The following is a 14,967-nucleotide window of genomic DNA, read 5'->3' as shown; positions in this document are numbered from 1 at the left end:
TCCAGCGCCATGGCGCTCCACCAGAGGCGGCTTCGCCTCTAGAATCTCCGTATGCCGGAGATCACCATTCCCACGTCCCTGCTGCCCGCCGACGGTCGATTCGGCTGCGGCCCCTCGAAGATCCGTCCTGAGCAGATCGCCGCACTGTCCGCAGCGGGCCTCTCGCTCCTCGGCACGTCGCACCGACAGGCGCCTGTGAAGCAGCTCGTCGGCCGCGTCCGCGCCGGCCTCTCCGAGCTGTTCCGCGCCCCGGAGGGCTACGAGATCATCGTCGGCAACGGCGGCTCCACCGCGTTCTGGGATGCGGCCGCGTTCGGTCTCATCGAGCAGCGCAGCCAGAACCTGGTCTTCGGCGAGTTCGGTGGCAAGTTCGCGAAGGCGGCCGGCGCACCCTGGCTGACCGCTCCCGACGTCCGCGAGGTCGCCGGTGGGTCGCGGATCGATCCCGAGGTGGTCGAGGGCGTCGACGTGTACGCGTGGCCGCACAACGAGACGTCCACGGGCGTCATGGCACCGGTCAAGCGGGTCGCGGGCGATGCGGGCGCACTGACCGTCATCGACGCGACGAGCGCGGCGGGCGGTGTGGACTTCGACGCCGCGCAAGCCGACGTCTACTACTTCGCACCGCAGAAGAACTTCGCCTCCGACGGCGGCCTGTGGTTCGCGCTGTGCTCCCCCGCCGCCATCGAGCGCATCGAGCGCATCGCAGCCAGCGGGCGCTACATCCCCGAGTTCCTGAGCCTCAAGAACGCCGTCGACAACTCCCGGCTCGAACAGACGCTGAACACGCCGGCGCTGTCGACACTGGTGCTGCTCGAGGAGCAGATCTCCTGGATCAACGGCAACGGTGGGCTCGCCTGGGCCGCCGCTCGCACGGCAGAGTCGTCCGGCGCACTGTACGAGTGGGCTGAGCGCACCTCCTACACCTCCCCCTTCGTGACGAACCCCGAGCACCGCTCGCAGGTCGTCGTCACGATCGACTTCGACGACGCGATCGATGCGGCCCTCGTCGCCAAGACGCTTCGCGCGAACGGCATCGTCGACACCGAGCCCTATCGCAAACTCGGTCGCAACCAGCTGCGCGTCGCCACCTTCACGGCGATCGACCCCGCCGACGTCCGTCAGCTCATCGCGAGCATCGAGCACGTCGTCGGCGCGCTCTGATCAGCTGACCCGCGGCGAAGCACCGAACGGGCGGCCGACCTCCTGCTGGAGGTCGGCCGCCCGTTCGGTGTTTCACGGCGCTGGACGGGACTACTCGTCCTCGAAACGGTCGTCGTCGTCGTCGTCCTCGTCGTCCTCGTCCTGGTCGGAGTCGTCGTCGTCGGAGTCGTCTTCGTCCGAGTCGTCCTCGTCCGAGTCGTCCTCGTCGTCGTACTCCAGCTCGATGCCGTCGCGATCGCGGTCGCGCGGGTCTCCGGACAGGGCGGCGTCGTCGTCGAACTCGTCAGCGTCGACGTCGTCATCGTCGAGCGCTTCGTCGGCAGCCGCCGCGGCAGCCGCCTCCTGAGCCGCTCGGTAGTCGGCAAGGCGCTCGGACCACGGCACCCACTGCGGCGCGAGCAACGCACCGTCGCCGGGCATCAGTTCCGTCTCGAGCACGTTCGGCACGGCGTCGTCTGCGGTTCGCGACAACGTGACCGTCCAGAACCAGCCCGGGTAGCCGGGCATCGTGTTCGCGAACAGCAGCGACACCAGGTGGTCGTCGACCACGACGTGACCCGCGGGCTCGCCGACCGTGCTGGCCGGCGTGATCTCCTCGAGCGCCTCACGCGCGAGCTCCACGGCGGCGATCAACACCTCGTCGGGGACCGGCACGTGCTCGCCGGCCGGGCTCGCATCGGTCAGCTCGTCGGACTCGACGCGCTCACCCGGCTGCTCCGGGGTCTCGAACCCGGCGTCAGGCATCCAGCTCGTCCGCGACCTTGCGCAGCACGGCCGCGATCTTCTTGCTGTGGCTGCTGTTCGGGTACTTGCCGCGACGCAGGTCGCCGCCCATGCCGTCGAGCAGCTTGACGAGGTCTTCGACGATGATCGCCATGTCGTCGGCAGGCTTGCGCTTCAGCTTCGACAGGCTCGGCGGTGCCTCGAGGACACGCACTGAAAGGGCTTGAGCGCCGCGCTTGCCGTCGGCGATGCCGAACTCGAGCCGCGTCCCTGGTTTGACGCCGACGGTGCCGGTGGGCAGCGCAGAGGCGTGCAGGAAGACCTCCTGGCCGTCATCGGAGCTGATGAAGCCGAAGCCTTTCTCCTCGTCGTAGAACTTGACCTTGCCGGTGGGCATGGGAACCTCGCTGTGTGTCGTGCGCAGAACTGCAGCGCCGTGCGGTGATCGCGCAGACAGCACGATCGAGAGGGCGATGGGCCCTCGCTCCCCAGCCTATTCGGTGCAGCGACCAGGTGCCTCTATCCTGGGAACTGTGACTGACGACAAGACGCCGAGTATCTCGCGGCCCGAACGCATCCTGGCCTACATGGTCGTGACGATCGTGGCCGCGTCCATCGCCGCGTTCGTCGCCATCATGGTCGGCACCGCGACGGGTCTCCAGCAGGCAGACTTCGGAAGCGGCGTCTGGCCGTTCGTCGCGATGGTGCCGTACGTCGGCCTCCCACTCGCCTTCGTCCTCGTCATCGCGCTGATGATCGTGGGCGCCGTCAGGCGCTCCCGCGAGTCCCGCGGATCCGCGTCGCGCTGACGACCATGGGCGAGGCCTTCGCGATCGCGCGCCGCCTCCGGGACCTCCCGGACGACGCGCTCCGCAGGCTGCTGCTCGACCGCAAGGTCTCCCCGTCTCGGATCGGCGACTTCTTCGATCTTGCGGAGGCGCTCCTCGACGAGGCGAGCGTCGGTCGCCGCATGGCGCTCCTCGACCGCGACACCCTCGCCGTGCTCGCCGCCCTCCTCGCTCCCGCGGCATCGACGCAGGACCTCGCCGCGCTCGCCGAGCGCAGCTCGCGGAGCCCTGAGGCGGTGTCCGCGGCGCTCGCGCAGCTCGACGACGCCCTCCTCCTCGCGCACGACGACGACGCTTCGACGCCGGTGAACGCCGTCGGAGCGGTCTTCGACGCCTGGGAGGCGGAGGGCCGCCCCGGGCGCACCGAGCTCCTCCGGCCGGCGACACCACCCGCTTCGCCCCTGCTCAGTTCCCCGCATGACGTCGACTCCCTCTCCATCGAGCAGGCGGCACGGGCCGTCGGCGTCCTCGGCGAGAGCCTGCACGAACTCGATCGGGAACCCGCCCGCCTCCTCGGCCGCGGCGCGCCGTCCATGCCGGACCTCAAGCGGCTCGCCACGGCCGCGGCGAGCACCCCTGAAGAGGTCGAGCTCGCCCTGTCCGTCGCCGCTGCCGCAGGACTGACCCACGCCGTGGCGTCCACCATCCGGGTGAGCGCCGAGGGCGAGACCTGGCTCGCATCGACGACTCCGGCGCGCTGGACGACGCTGGCCACCGCCTGGGAGGCGGCGATCCCTGGCGCGCTCCGCGATCGCATCGTCAGCGCCTACCGTCGCGGTGCCAGCGACCTCGTCGAAGAACTCTCCTGGTGGTACCCACTCGCAGGCGACGCTGTCCGTGTGCCTGGAGCCGCCGTCGCAGCGGTCGCGGCCCTCCTCGGCGTCGTCGCGGACGGCAGCACGAGCAGCATCGGTCGGCTCCTCCTGGACGGCGACGTCGACGCCGCGGCGGCTGAGCTCGCCGCGGGCCTGCCTGCGGAGGTGTCACAGGTCGTCTTGCAGGACGACCTCACGGTCATCGCCCTCGGACCGCCGACCGCCGAACTCGACGCCAGGCTGCGGTCCATCGCGGAGCCCGAAGGACGCGCCCAGGCATCGCGCTACCGGATCACCTCGCAGAGCGTCACCAGGGCCCTCGCAGCAGGTGAGACGGCGGAGAGCGTCCTCGAGTTCCTCGGTTCCGTCTCGCTGACGGGAATGCCGCAGCCCCTGCGCTACCTCGTGTCCGAAGCGGAACAACGGTTCGGACTCATCCGCGTCGGCATGATCGGCGCATCAGCGGACGCCTCTGCGGAGCCGGGCCGTTCCAGCTACATCCGCTCGCACGACGCCGGACTCATCGCCGCGGTCTCCGTCGACCAGAGCCTCATCGCGCTGGGTCTGCGCCCGGGCGGCGAAGGTCGCCTGACGAGTCGTGCCGACGCACTCACCGTCTACTGGGCCCTGCACGACGCGCGATACCCGGTGGTCGCTGAGGACGCCGACGGCGCTCCGCTCCGCGTCCGTCGTCAGCCGACCCTCCGTCGGTCGGTGGACGCCGCGCCCCCAGCGCCCGAACAGGACCTCGTGTCGCGGCTCCGCGCCGACGATCGCGGCGACACGAGCACCGCGTGGCTCGCCAAGCAGTTGGAGATCGCCGTCCGAGACCACACGCCGGTGACGGTGCAGCTGCAGCACGGCGAGCGCCGGTCCTCCTTCACGATCGAGCCGGTGAGTCTCGCGGGGGGTCGTCTGCGCGGACTCGACCGCACGGCCGACGTCGAACGCACGCTGCCACTCGCGATGATCACCGAGGTGCGGGTCGCGGACTGAGCGGCGCCTCCCAGGTGCGCCGAGTGGCCGTTCGGCCGGTAGACTTGGCGGTTATGTCTGATGGACCACTGATCGTCCAAAGCGACCGCACCGTGCTCCTCGAGGTCGCCCACCCGCTCGCCGAGGACGCACGGCACGACCTCTCGGTCTTCGCCGAGCTCGAACGGGCACCGGAGCACATCCACACCTACCGCATCACGCGGCTCGGGCTCTGGAACGCGCGTGCCGCAGGACACGACGCCGATCAGATGATCGAGACGCTCGAACGCTATTCGAAGTTCTCCATCCCGGCGTCGGTGACCATCGACATGCGCGAGACGGTGAACCGTTACGGTCGCCTCGTCATCGAGCGCTCGGTCGACGGCGAGCTGGTCCTGCGTTCCACCGATCTCCCGATCCTCACCGAGGTCTCGGGCGCGAAGCGCATCGCGCCGCTGCTCATCGGACACCCGGCTCCCGACACCTACCTCGTCGAGCCGTGGGCGCGGGGCCAGTTGAAGCAGGAACTCGTCAAGCTCGGGTGGCCGGCTGAGGACCTCGCCGGGTACACCGCTGGAACGCCGCACCAGATCGATCTGGTGGAGGACGGCTGGCACCTGCGCGACTACCAGCAGCAGGCCGTCGACAACTTCTTCGAGGGCGGCTCGGGCGTCGTCGTGCTCCCCTGTGGCGCCGGCAAGACACTCGTCGGCGCGGGGGCGATGGCGACGGCGTCGACCAACACCCTCATCCTCGTCACCAACACGGTCTCGGCCAGGCAGTGGCGCGACGAGCTGCTCAAGCGCACCTCGCTCACCGCCGAGGAGATCGGCGAGTACTCCGGGCAGGTGAAGGAGGTCAAGCCGGTCACGATCGCGACGTATCAGATCCTCACGGCCAAGCGGAAGGGTGAGTACGCGCACCTCGCGCTCCTCGACGCCATGGACTGGGGTCTCGTGGTCTACGACGAGGTGCACCTGCTCCCGGCGCCCGTGTTCAAGCTGACCGCCGAGTTGCAGGCCAGGCGCCGGCTCGGACTCACGGCGACCCTGATCCGCGAGGACGGCCGGGAGGGCGACGTGTTCTCGCTCATCGGCCCCAAGCGCTTCGACGCACCGTGGAAGGAGATCGAGGCCCAGGGCTTCATCTCCCCGGCGGCCTGCTTCGAAGTTCGGGTCGACCTGCCGCAGGCCGATCGGCTCACCTACGCGGCCTCGGCCGACGACGAGCGCTACCGTCTCGCAGCCACCGCTCCGGCGAAGCTCGACGTCGTCCGCCAGCTCGTGGAGCGGCACCGTGGCGAGCAGATCCTCGTCATCGGGCAGTACCTCGATCAGATCGAGGAGCTGGCCGAGACCCTCGGTGCGCCCCAGCTCACCGGTGCCACGCCGATCGACGAGCGGGAGCGGCTCTATCAGGCGTTCCGCGACGGCACCGAACAGGTGCTCGTCGTCTCCAAGGTCGCCAACTTCTCGGTCGACCTCCCCGAGGCGACCGTCGCCATCCAGGTGTCGGGGTCATTCGGCTCCCGCCAGGAGGAGGCGCAGCGACTCGGGCGACTGCTCCGCCCGAAGACGACGGGACTCACGGCGAGCTTCTACACGCTCGTGTCCCGCGACACCGTCGACCAGGAGTTCGCCCAGAATCGCCAGCGATTCCTTGCCGAACAGGGCTACAGCTACACGATCCTCGACGCTCACGCCCTGCAGACCGCCTGAGCCGCGCGCGGTTCATCGCCGATCCACAGGGCACGCCGCGCGGCTCTCAGAAAAGTCCCAAGAAACGTGCAGATAATGGTCGTATGACCGGACCCCGCATCCTCATCGTCGACGACGAACCGAACATCCGCGACCTCCTCACCACCAGCCTGCGCTTCGCCGGATTCGCCGTGCGCGCCGTCGGCAACGGTGCAGCCGCCATCTCGGCAGTGCTCGAGGAGGAGCCGGACCTCATCATCCTCGACGTCATGCTCCCCGACATGAACGGCTTCGGCGTCACGAAGCGGCTCCGCAGCGCCGGTTACACGGCCCCCATCCTGTTCCTCACCGCGAAAGACGACACCGAGGACAAGATCACGGGCCTCACCGTCGGCGGCGACGACTACGTCACCAAACCGTTCAGCCTCGACGAGATCGTCGCCCGCATCAAGGCGATCCTCCGTCGCACCATGCAGGCCGACGAGGACGCGGTCATCCGCACCGGCGAGCTCACGATGGACCAGGACACCCACGAGGTGCTCGTCGGCGACACCCCCATCGACCTCAGCCCGACGGAGTTCAAGCTGCTCCGCTACCTCATGCTGAACCCGAACCGCGTGCTGTCGAAGGCGCAGATCCTCGACCACGTGTGGGAGTACGACTTCAACGGCGATGCAGGCATCGTCGAGAGCTACATCTCCTACCTGCGTCGCAAGCTCGACCAGTTCTCCACCGAGCCACTCATCCAGACGAAGCGCGGCTTCGGCTACATGCTCAAGGCAGGGAAGGCGTAGACCGCACCCGATGGCCGATTCCCTGTCCACCTGGTGGAGCAGCGTCTCCCTCCGCACGAAGATCACCGGTGTCACGGTGCTCGTGCTCGCCTTCGGCCTGCTGGTCGCCGGTATGGGCACGACGCCGCTCCTCAAGGAGGTCCTGACGCAGCAGGCGAACGACAGTCTCATCACCGCTGCCAAGGGCAAGATCGTCGGCGAGATCTCCGAGGACGGCCAGCTCCAGCTCGACGCTCCGACCTCGCTGTTCGTCGCGGTGTACGACACGAACGGTGAGCTCAGGGCATCGTCCGGGTGGGACGACAGCGTCGCTCCGAAGCACCCGGCGCATCTGAGCGCCAACGACGTGGCGGCCTCGGGCGATCAGATCTACTCCACGTCCAACGCGAGCGGAACGATCGTGTACCACGCGGTCTCGGTGCCGGTCACGCTCGACGGCTTCCGCACGGGCGCCGCGTGGGTTGCCATCTCCATGCAGTCCACCGACAACACGATCGCCACCTACCTCACGATCTTCTTCGTCCTCGGGGTGCTCATCATCGTCGTTGGGGCGCTCCTGACCCGCTGGCTCGTCACCGGGACGTTCGAGCCCCTCCGGCAGGTCGAGCGCACTGCGGCCGCGTTCGCGGACGGCGACTTCAGCCAGCGACTCGCGGGGTCCACCCCGAACACCGAGGTCGGACGACTCAGCCGCTCGCTGAACACCATGCTCGCCCGGATGGACCGCGCGTACTCCGACCGCGGGAAGACCATCGAGCAGATGCGCAACTTCGTCGGCGATGCGAGCCACGAGCTGCGCACCCCACTCGTCTCCGTGCGCGGCTATGCCGAGCTCTACCGGATGGGCGCCCTCCAGACCCCGCAGGACGTCGCGCAGGCGATGGAGCGCATCGAGAAGGAGGCGATCCGTATGGGCGCGCTCGTCGAAGACCTCCTGCAGCTGGCGCGCCTCGACGAGACCCGCCCGCTCAACCTGTCGGCCGTCGATCTGCTGCCCGTCGCCCGGGACGCAGCACTCGACACCACGGCGCAGGCCCCCGGGCGCACCGTTCGGGTCGTGCGCGATGAGCACGCCGCGCCGGCTCCCCGCACCGAATCAACCCAGGAATCATCCGCAGTCCCCACGACCACCGGCGAGACCTCGCAGCAGGCGGCGGGCACCGGACCCATCTTCGGCGCGACGTTCAACCGGTTCCGCCGTCGACCGAAATCGGGAACGGAGGCGGTCGCGCAGCAGTCGCCGGCACCGGTCGCCGAACCGCTGATCCTGGCCGTCCCGCCGATCGTGCTGGGCGAGGAGAACAAGATCCGCCAGGTCGTCACCAACCTCATCGGCAACGCCCTGCGCTTCACCCCGGCAGACAGCCCGATCGAACTCGCCGTGGGCGCCGACGTGCGTGCCGGGACGGCGAGCATCTCGATCGTCGACCATGGTGAGGGCATCCCGCCGCAGATCCGGGAGAAGATCTTCCAGCGCTTCTGGCGTGCCGACAGCTCTCGAACCCGTGAGACCGGCGGCAGCGGTCTCGGACTGGCCATCGTGGCGTCCATCGTCGCCGCACACGGCGGTACCGTCGACGTCACTGAGACGCCCGGCGGCGGGGCGACGTTCCGGGTCACCTTCCCGCTCGCTCCGGCTGCCGCGACCACACCGCTCGTCATCGACGGTCCGCCCGCCTGATCGCTCGCGACACCGCTCCACAGGAGCGGGCGGTCGGTGATGCATGCACATCAGGCCGTTCCTGGCCGGGCGCGGATCCCCCGCGCTCGTAGCGTCGTGGACAGGGCGATGCATCCGCATCGTCACGACGAACGGAGCATCCCATGGCAACATTCCAGGTCGACAGCGACGCGGTGGAGCGTGCCGCGACCGCCGCACGCGTCACGATCGAACAGATCCAGAGCGAGGTGAACCGGCTGCACGCGCAGCTGTCCGCCCTCGACGGGCAGTGGACGGGCACCGCGGCAGCGGCGTTCCACGGGGTCGTCGACCGCTGGCGGGGAACCCAGCGTCAGGTCGAGGAACACCTCGGCGAGATCAGTCGTGCCCTCACGGTCGCCGGATCGCAGTACGCCGACATCGAGCGCGCCAACGCGAGCATGTTCAGCGGCTGACAGTCCGCGGGCCGCTGGACGCCAGTGGGAGAGGCTGCTCAGCGGCCCGCGATCGCGCAGCGTCTCAGGGAATCGCCAGCAGGTTGGATGCCGCGAGCTTGGCGTAGGCGGTCGCCTGTGCTCCGAGCTCCTCGAGAGCGTAGGTGCCGTCGAGCGACGAAACGTTGGACACCTGCACATCCAGCCAATGACCGGCGACGGTGAGCTGGAGGTTGCACTCCAACCACGGCTCTGACGCGCATTCGAGGAACGCGTCCCTCGCACCGAGCCCGTCGATGCTCACCGTCTGGATGTCCTCCCCTGCACTCATGCGGGATTCCAGCATCTGCTCATACGCCCAGCGTCCTCCGGGTAGCGCGGTGAGGAGGCCGCGCGACGAGTCGCTGTCGGGGAGGGAGAAGATGCAGTCCGGGGCGCCGAAGTCGTCTGCGGCGACGCGAAGGTTCCACATCCGCTTCTTCGCGACCGAGCTGTAGGTGAGTTCCTGGCCGAACGTGGTGCTCATGTCCGCTTCCGAGACGAAGCTGGCGCACTCCGTCGGCAGGGTGTTCAGGCCCGGCGCCTGGCCGGCCCAGTCGAATCGAGCTGCCGTCCCGACCGGTTCGAGGGCTGAACGGATCGCCTCGAGGAAGGGGGTGACGAGCGCAGCGGCTTCTTCGTCGGAGCTCGCGGCGTTGTCGGCAGGGCCGTCGATGCGAACGTCCACCCAGCTGTCCCCGACCAGGAAGTTGATGCTGCACACGCCGGGGTTCTGGCCGTCCTGCGTGAAGCAGGCGAGCGTCGTGGAGTCCTCCCACGGTCCCGTCTCGCCGTCGGCCCATCGCTCGAAGTACGAATCCCAGTCGGCGTGCGCATCGGGCAGGATCGTCACTTGCGCGAAGCGCTCGGTCCCGAGGGGTGTCCCGCCCTCCGACTGGGTGAGTGGAACGCCGTTGCTCCAGGTGCAGTGCAGTCCGCCGAGCGAACTCACAGCCCACATGAGCGGGTTGCGGTCTTGGGCGTGCGTGAAGGCCGGATCGAGCTCGACCGACGGGGCGAGTGCCGTCGCCAGGACGTCCTGCGGCACCAGGTTCGCGCAGCCGAAGCCGTATGAGCTCTCCGGGACCGTCGGACGCGGGGTCGTGGTCGGGGACGGAGCGGTGGACGACGGGGTCGCCGTCGGTGCCGGCTCCGGCGACGTACAAGCGGTCATGGCCAGCAACAGCGCGGCGACGACCGCGACTCCCCCGAGTGTTCTCATAGCTCGATCATAGGAACAGGGGCGTCGAGCGATCGGCCATTCGGATCACGTATGCGCAACGAATGTCCGACATATGCGCGCGACGGCATGCAGGTCGAGGGTTGCCCCCGATGCACGCACGGAAACGACGCAGGGCGCCTCCCGAAGGAGACGCCCTGCGCGTGTGGGACTGGTCGGACTTAGAAGTCCATGCCACCGGTCGGGTCGCCGGCCGGAGCCGGGTTCTTCTCCGGCTTGTCGGCGACGACGGCCTCGGTGGTGAGGAACAGACCTGCGATCGACGCTGCGTTGAGCAGCGCGGAGCGGGTGACCTTCACCGGGTCGTTGATGCCTGCAGCCAGCATGTCGACGTACTCACCGGTCGCGGCGTTGAGGCCGTGTCCGACGGGCAGGTTGCGGACCTTGTCTGCCACGACGCCGGGCTCGAGGCCCGCGTTGAGAGCGATCTGCTTGAGCGGAGCGTCGATGGCCACCTTGACGATGTTCGCACCGGTCGCCTCGTCGCCGACGAGCTCCAGCTTCTCGAACGCGGTCTTACCGGCCTGGATGAGCGCGACGCCACCACCGGCGACGATGCCCTCTTCGACGGCAGCCTTCGCGTTGCGGACGGCGTCCTCGATGCGGTGCTTGCGCTCCTTGAGCTCGACCTCGGTCGCTGCACCGGCCTTGATGACCGCGACACCGCCCGCGAGCTTGGCGAGGCGCTCCTGGAGCTTCTCGCGGTCGTAGTCGCTGTCGGTGTTCTCGATCTCCTTGCGGATCTGCGAGACGCGACCGGCGATGGCCTCGGCGTCGCCGGCACCTTCGACGATGGTGGTCTCATCCTTGGTGATGACGACCTTGCGGGCACGACCGAGCAGGTCGAGGGTGACGGTCTCGAGCTTGAGGCCGACCTCCTCGGAGATGACCTGGCCACCGGTGAGGATGGCGATGTCCTGCAGCTGTGCCTTGCGGCGGTCGCCGAAGCCCGGAGCCTTGACGGCGACGGACTTGAAGATGCCACGGATCTTGTTCACGACGAGGGTCGCGAGCGCTTCGCCGTCGACGTCCTCGGCGATGATGAGGAGCTGCTTGCCCGACTGGATGACCTGGTCGACGATCGGGAGGAGGTCCTTGATCGCCGAGATCTTCTGGTTGGCGATGAGGATGTAGGGGTCCTCGAACACCGCCTCCTGGCGGTCGGGGTCGGTCACGAAGTACTGCGACAGGTAACCCTTGTCGAAGCGCATACCCTCGGTGAGCTCGAGCTCGGTACCGAAGGTGTTCGACTCCTCAACGGTGACGACGCCTTCCTTGCCGACCTTGTCGATCGCCTCGGCGATGATCTCGCCGATGGTGGTGTCGCCGGCGGAGATGGAAGCGGTCGCTGCGATCTCCTCCTTGGTCTCCACCTCCTTGGCGTTCGCGATGAGCTCGACCGTGACGGCCTCGACGGCCTTCTCGATGCCGCGCTTCAGGCTGATGGGGTCGGCGCCTGCGGCGACGTTGCGGAGGCCCTCACGCACGAGTGCCTGTGCCAGCACGGTCGCGGTGGTGGTGCCGTCGCCAGCGACGTCGTCGGTCTTCTTGGCGACCTCCTTGACGAGCTCCGCGCCGATCTTCTCGTACGGGTCGTCGAGCTCGATCTCCTTGGCGATGGACACGCCATCGTTGGTGATCGTGGGGGCGCCCCACTTCTTCTCGAGGACAACGTTGCGACCGCGCGGCCCAAGGGTGACCTTGACCGTGTCAGCAAGAATGTTCAGTCCACGCTCGAGGCCGCGACGGGCCTCCTCGTCGAAAGCAATGATCTTAGCCATGTGTGTTTTTCGTCCCTCCCGGACGTCATGAACGTTGTTAGCACTCAATGAGTACGAGTGCTAGTTCGATTCTGGCACTCAGGGGGTGGGAGTGCAAGTGAGCGCGGGCGCCCTGAGCGAACTCCCGGGAACGCCCTCGGGCAACGGACAACGCCGCCCACCGGAGTGGACGGCGTTGCGGGGATCGCTCCCGGTGGTTCGTGACTACGCCAGCCGGACGGCCTCTGCCTGGGGCCCCTTCGCGCCAGTGCCGACCTCGAAGACGACCGCCTGGCCTTCCTCGAGGGACTTGTAGCCGTTCATGTCGATAGCCGAGTAATGGACGAAGACATCCTGTCCGTCTCCGTCAACCGTGATAAAGCCGTAGCCCTTCTCAGCGTTGAACCACTTCACGGTTCCGTTCGCCATTTCATACTCCCATTGCTGCGTGCTCACAGGCGTCGACCGTTGCCGATGCCGGACCTGCCATCCGGAGTCGGGACTCCGGGCGGCCATCCCTGCCGTGACGCCTCGGGGGCGAGTCGACACGGAGCGGGATGAGCGGACAGTTTCAGATACTAATCCGGAGTGACCTGCGGAATCACGCGAATATCTGTGTTTTGCGCGGAGTATTACGACAACTCAACACGGAGGAAACACCCCCGAAACACAGCCCCTCAGTCCTGCCCGTCAACGGCGCCCGGAGTACGCGTCGCTCAGGCCGCCGGCTGGTAGTCCGCACCGAGGACGACGACGATGCGCAGGATGGGCGTCTCCCCCTCTTCCACCGGGATCGCGTACTGGTCGGTGAGCTGGATGGGAATGCCTCCGAGCGCGGCGGCGATGGCGCGGGCAGCACCCTCCTGCGAGGCATCCTGGTAGTAGACGCCGCTCGCGGCCACGTTGTCGGTCGCGGCGTCGCTCGTCGAGATCTGCTGCGGGAAGCCGGCCGCGGTGATCGCTGCGGCGCCCGCCGCCGCGAGGCCGGACGTCGGGGTGCCGTTGAGCACGAGGATGCTGGCCGCGGGATCGACGACAGGTGCAGCCTCTGTCGGCGTCGGGGTGGGCGTGGCCGTGGCGCTCGGACTCGCGGAACCGCCGAAGAAGTCGATGCGGTCGTTCAGGCCGAACAGCGCGAGCGTGCCGATCCCCACGAGGATGAGCGTCGCCACCACGGCGACCAGGAAGGCGATCCAGCCGCGGCCTTTCGGCGCAGGCGCGCGGTGCGCCCCGACGCGCTTGAGGTCGGGGACCTCGTCGAAGCGGTCTGGAGGGAAGGATTCAGCCATGGTGTGGTCTCCGGATGATGCTCACCCCTCGTGGCGGGGAGCCGAAGCTCCACGCGCCGCGAGGCGGGCGTCGCGGGTGCGCTGCAGCCGCTTGATCAGCATGGGGTCGTGGGCGAGGGCGAACGGTGAGTCGATGAGCGCACCGAGCAACTGGTAGTACCGGGTGGGCGACAGCGAGAAGCGGTCGCGGATGGCGGCTTCCTTGGCACCGACGTGGCGCCTCCAGTGGGACTCGAACTCGAGGATCTCGAGTTCGCGCGCGGTCAACCCGGATGCCTCTACGGGCAGGTCGTCAGCGGCTGGCTCGTGCGACGCTGGCTGCATGCTGACCTTCCTGCTGATCGGCGCCGATTCGGCGACTGGAGTCCGGCAGGGGGCTGCCGCTGGTCCATCCTATTCAGCCCTCGCGCGTGAGCCCGCATCCGACCCGGCGAGGCAGCACGTTCACCGGGAAGGTTCAGCGGTTCTGCAGCGTTGCGTCATGTGGGCCCTGCGGGGGCGAGGACGACGCCCTCCCGCGCATAGGATGACCGAGAAGAATGGAGCAGCATGACGTACGACGTGACGAAGACCGACGAGCAGTGGCGCGAAGAGCTCACGCCGGAGCAGTACCAGGTGCTGCGCGGCGCCGCGACGGAGCGCGCCTGGACGGGTGAACTCCTCGACGAGTCCCGTGCAGGTCTGTACACCTGTGCCGCCTGCAACGCCGAGCTCTTCAAGAGCGGAACCAAGTTCGACTCCGGCTGCGGCTGGCCGAGCTTCTACGAGTCGGTGAACCCCGAGGCTGTGCAGCTCATCGAGGATCGGAGCCTCGGCATGGTGCGCACAGAAGTCCGCTGCGCCAACTGCGGCTCGCACCTCGGCCATGTGTTCGACGACGGCTTCGGAACCCCCACGGGCGACCGGTACTGCATGAACTCGATCGCGCTGAACTTCGCCGCAGCCGACTCGGCCGAGCCCACGGAGTGACCGAGCTGGTCGAGAGCACCGTCCTCGCGGCCGTCGCCGGACGCCGCTCCTGGTCGAAGGTGACCGATGCAGCACCGACGCAGGACGAACTCCTGCAGATCGTCGGAGCGGCCGGTCGCGTCGCAGACCACAGCTCACTGCGTCCGTGGCGGATCATCACCCTGCGCGGCGACGACCGGGTGAAGCTCGGACGCGCGCTCGCGAAGGCCGAGGGTGATTCGAAGCCCTCGACGAAGCCGATGCGGGCGCCGCTCGTGCTCGCCGTCGTCGTCAGCGTCAAGAAGTCGAAGGTGCCCGCCTGGGAACAGGAGGCGACCGCCGCCGGTGTCGCGCACATGGTCAGCCTCCTCCTCGACGACGCGGGATGGGGCGTGTTCTGGCGCACTGGGAGCGCGACGCGCGCGAAGGCCGTCAGGAAGGCCCACGGCCTCAAGAAGGGCGAGGAACTGCTCGGGTGGCTCTATGTCGGGGGGAAGCCCGCGAACGCCCGCGCTGGACGACGCAAGGTCGTGAACGCGAAAGCGCACCTCAGCGCAATGCCGTGACCGGACGACGGGGCC

Annotated in this window: 16 protein-coding genes; 9 read left to right on the top strand and 7 right to left on the bottom strand. The window is 68.4% G+C overall.

Translation table 11 applies throughout. From position 1 onward, the window contains the following. The first annotated feature begins 51 nt into the window (after positions 1–51). Positions 52–1,164, top strand: coding sequence for a phosphoserine transaminase (gene serC / locus KXS11_RS01945; RefSeq protein ID WP_437383761.1), 1,113 nt, complete (start codon positions 52–54; stop codon positions 1,162–1,164). 90 nt (positions 1,165–1,254) lie between these two features. On the opposite strand, the gene KXS11_RS01940 is transcribed toward serC, so the two are convergent. Both KXS11_RS01940 and KXS11_RS01935 read right to left on the bottom strand, forming a co-directional pair. Continuing rightward, positions 1,255–1,908: a DUF3027 domain-containing protein gene (locus KXS11_RS01940; RefSeq protein ID WP_437383760.1), complete on the bottom strand. Its 654-nt coding sequence runs from the start codon at positions 1,906–1,908 to the stop codon at positions 1,255–1,257. After that, positions 1,901–2,284: a cold-shock protein gene (locus tag KXS11_RS01935; protein ID WP_437383759.1), complete on the bottom strand. Its 384-nt coding sequence runs from the start codon at positions 2,282–2,284 to the stop codon at positions 1,901–1,903. The genes KXS11_RS01940 and KXS11_RS01935 overlap by 8 nt, the downstream gene beginning before the upstream one ends. 136 nt (positions 2,285–2,420) lie before the next feature. Here KXS11_RS01935 and KXS11_RS01930 point away from each other — a divergent pair, with 136 nt between their 5' ends. From KXS11_RS01930 to KXS11_RS01905, 6 genes are all read left to right on the top strand, one after another. Then, on the top strand, positions 2,421–2,696 hold the full coding sequence (locus tag KXS11_RS01930) for a multidrug ABC transporter ATPase (protein WP_437383758.1): 276 nt from the start codon (positions 2,421–2,423) through the stop codon (positions 2,694–2,696). A gap of 5 nt (positions 2,697–2,701) precedes the next feature. Beyond that, a complete protein-coding gene (locus tag KXS11_RS01925) occupies positions 2,702–4,546 on the top strand; it encodes a helicase-associated domain-containing protein (RefSeq protein ID WP_437383757.1) in 1,845 nt (614 codons plus the stop codon). A 53-nt stretch (positions 4,547–4,599) separates the two neighbouring features. Then, a complete protein-coding gene (locus KXS11_RS01920; protein WP_437383756.1) occupies positions 4,600–6,243 on the top strand; it encodes a DNA repair helicase XPB in 1,644 nt (547 codons plus the stop codon). An 83-nt stretch (positions 6,244–6,326) separates the two neighbouring features. Next, positions 6,327–7,016 carry a response regulator transcription factor gene (locus tag KXS11_RS01915; protein ID WP_347868548.1) on the top strand — a complete coding sequence of 230 codons (690 nt, stop codon included), beginning with the start codon at positions 6,327–6,329 and terminating at the stop codon, positions 7,014–7,016. 10 nt (positions 7,017–7,026) lie between these two features. After that, positions 7,027–8,697 carry an ATP-binding protein gene (locus tag KXS11_RS01910; protein WP_437383755.1) on the top strand — a complete coding sequence of 557 codons (1,671 nt, stop codon included), beginning with the start codon at positions 7,027–7,029 and terminating at the stop codon, positions 8,695–8,697. A 143-nt stretch (positions 8,698–8,840) separates the two neighbouring features. Further along, the gene (locus KXS11_RS01905; RefSeq protein ID WP_437383754.1) at positions 8,841–9,131 is read left to right on the top strand and encodes a WXG100 family type VII secretion target; all 291 of its coding nucleotides are present in this window, start codon (positions 8,841–8,843) and stop codon (positions 9,129–9,131) included. A gap of 64 nt (positions 9,132–9,195) precedes the next feature. Here the strand turns inward: KXS11_RS01905 and KXS11_RS01900 are convergent, their stop codons facing one another. From KXS11_RS01900 to KXS11_RS01880, 5 genes are all read right to left on the bottom strand, one after another. Further along, the gene (locus tag KXS11_RS01900; RefSeq protein ID WP_437383753.1) at positions 9,196–10,371 is read right to left on the bottom strand and encodes a hypothetical protein; all 1,176 of its coding nucleotides are present in this window, start codon (positions 10,369–10,371) and stop codon (positions 9,196–9,198) included. Between the two features lie 179 nt (positions 10,372–10,550). Then, positions 10,551–12,170 carry a chaperonin GroEL gene (groL, locus tag KXS11_RS01895; RefSeq protein WP_437383752.1) on the bottom strand — a complete coding sequence of 540 codons (1,620 nt, stop codon included), beginning with the start codon at positions 12,168–12,170 and terminating at the stop codon, positions 10,551–10,553. A 204-nt stretch (positions 12,171–12,374) separates the two neighbouring features. Then, on the bottom strand, positions 12,375–12,578 hold the full coding sequence (locus KXS11_RS01890) for a cold-shock protein (protein ID WP_437383751.1): 204 nt from the start codon (positions 12,576–12,578) through the stop codon (positions 12,375–12,377). A gap of 287 nt (positions 12,579–12,865) precedes the next feature. Beyond that, positions 12,866–13,438 carry a LytR C-terminal domain-containing protein gene (locus KXS11_RS01885; protein ID WP_437383750.1) on the bottom strand — a complete coding sequence of 191 codons (573 nt, stop codon included), beginning with the start codon at positions 13,436–13,438 and terminating at the stop codon, positions 12,866–12,868. A gap of 21 nt (positions 13,439–13,459) precedes the next feature. Further along, positions 13,460–13,705 carry a DUF3263 domain-containing protein gene (locus KXS11_RS01880; RefSeq protein WP_437383749.1) on the bottom strand — a complete coding sequence of 82 codons (246 nt, stop codon included), beginning with the start codon at positions 13,703–13,705 and terminating at the stop codon, positions 13,460–13,462. Positions 13,706–13,987: 282 nt separating this feature from the next. On the opposite strand from KXS11_RS01880, the gene msrB reads away from it, so the two are divergent. After that, entirely contained in the window at positions 13,988–14,407 is a 420-nt protein-coding gene (gene msrB / locus KXS11_RS01875) for a peptide-methionine (R)-S-oxide reductase MsrB (protein WP_437383748.1), read from the top strand. Further along, positions 14,404–14,952, top strand: a complete 549-nt coding sequence (locus KXS11_RS01870) for a nitroreductase family protein (protein ID WP_437383747.1) — start codon at positions 14,404–14,406, stop codon at positions 14,950–14,952. Before msrB ends, KXS11_RS01870 begins: the two co-directional genes overlap by 4 nt. The last annotated feature ends 15 nt before the right edge of the window (positions 14,953–14,967 follow it).

It is taken from the genome of Plantibacter flavus (genome assembly GCF_051487245.1).
Taxonomy (GTDB): Bacteria; Actinomycetota; Actinomycetes; order Actinomycetales; family Microbacteriaceae; genus Plantibacter; species Plantibacter flavus_B.
Note: the sequence above shows the minus strand (reverse complement) of the source record. Positions and strands in the feature narration are given on the sequence as shown.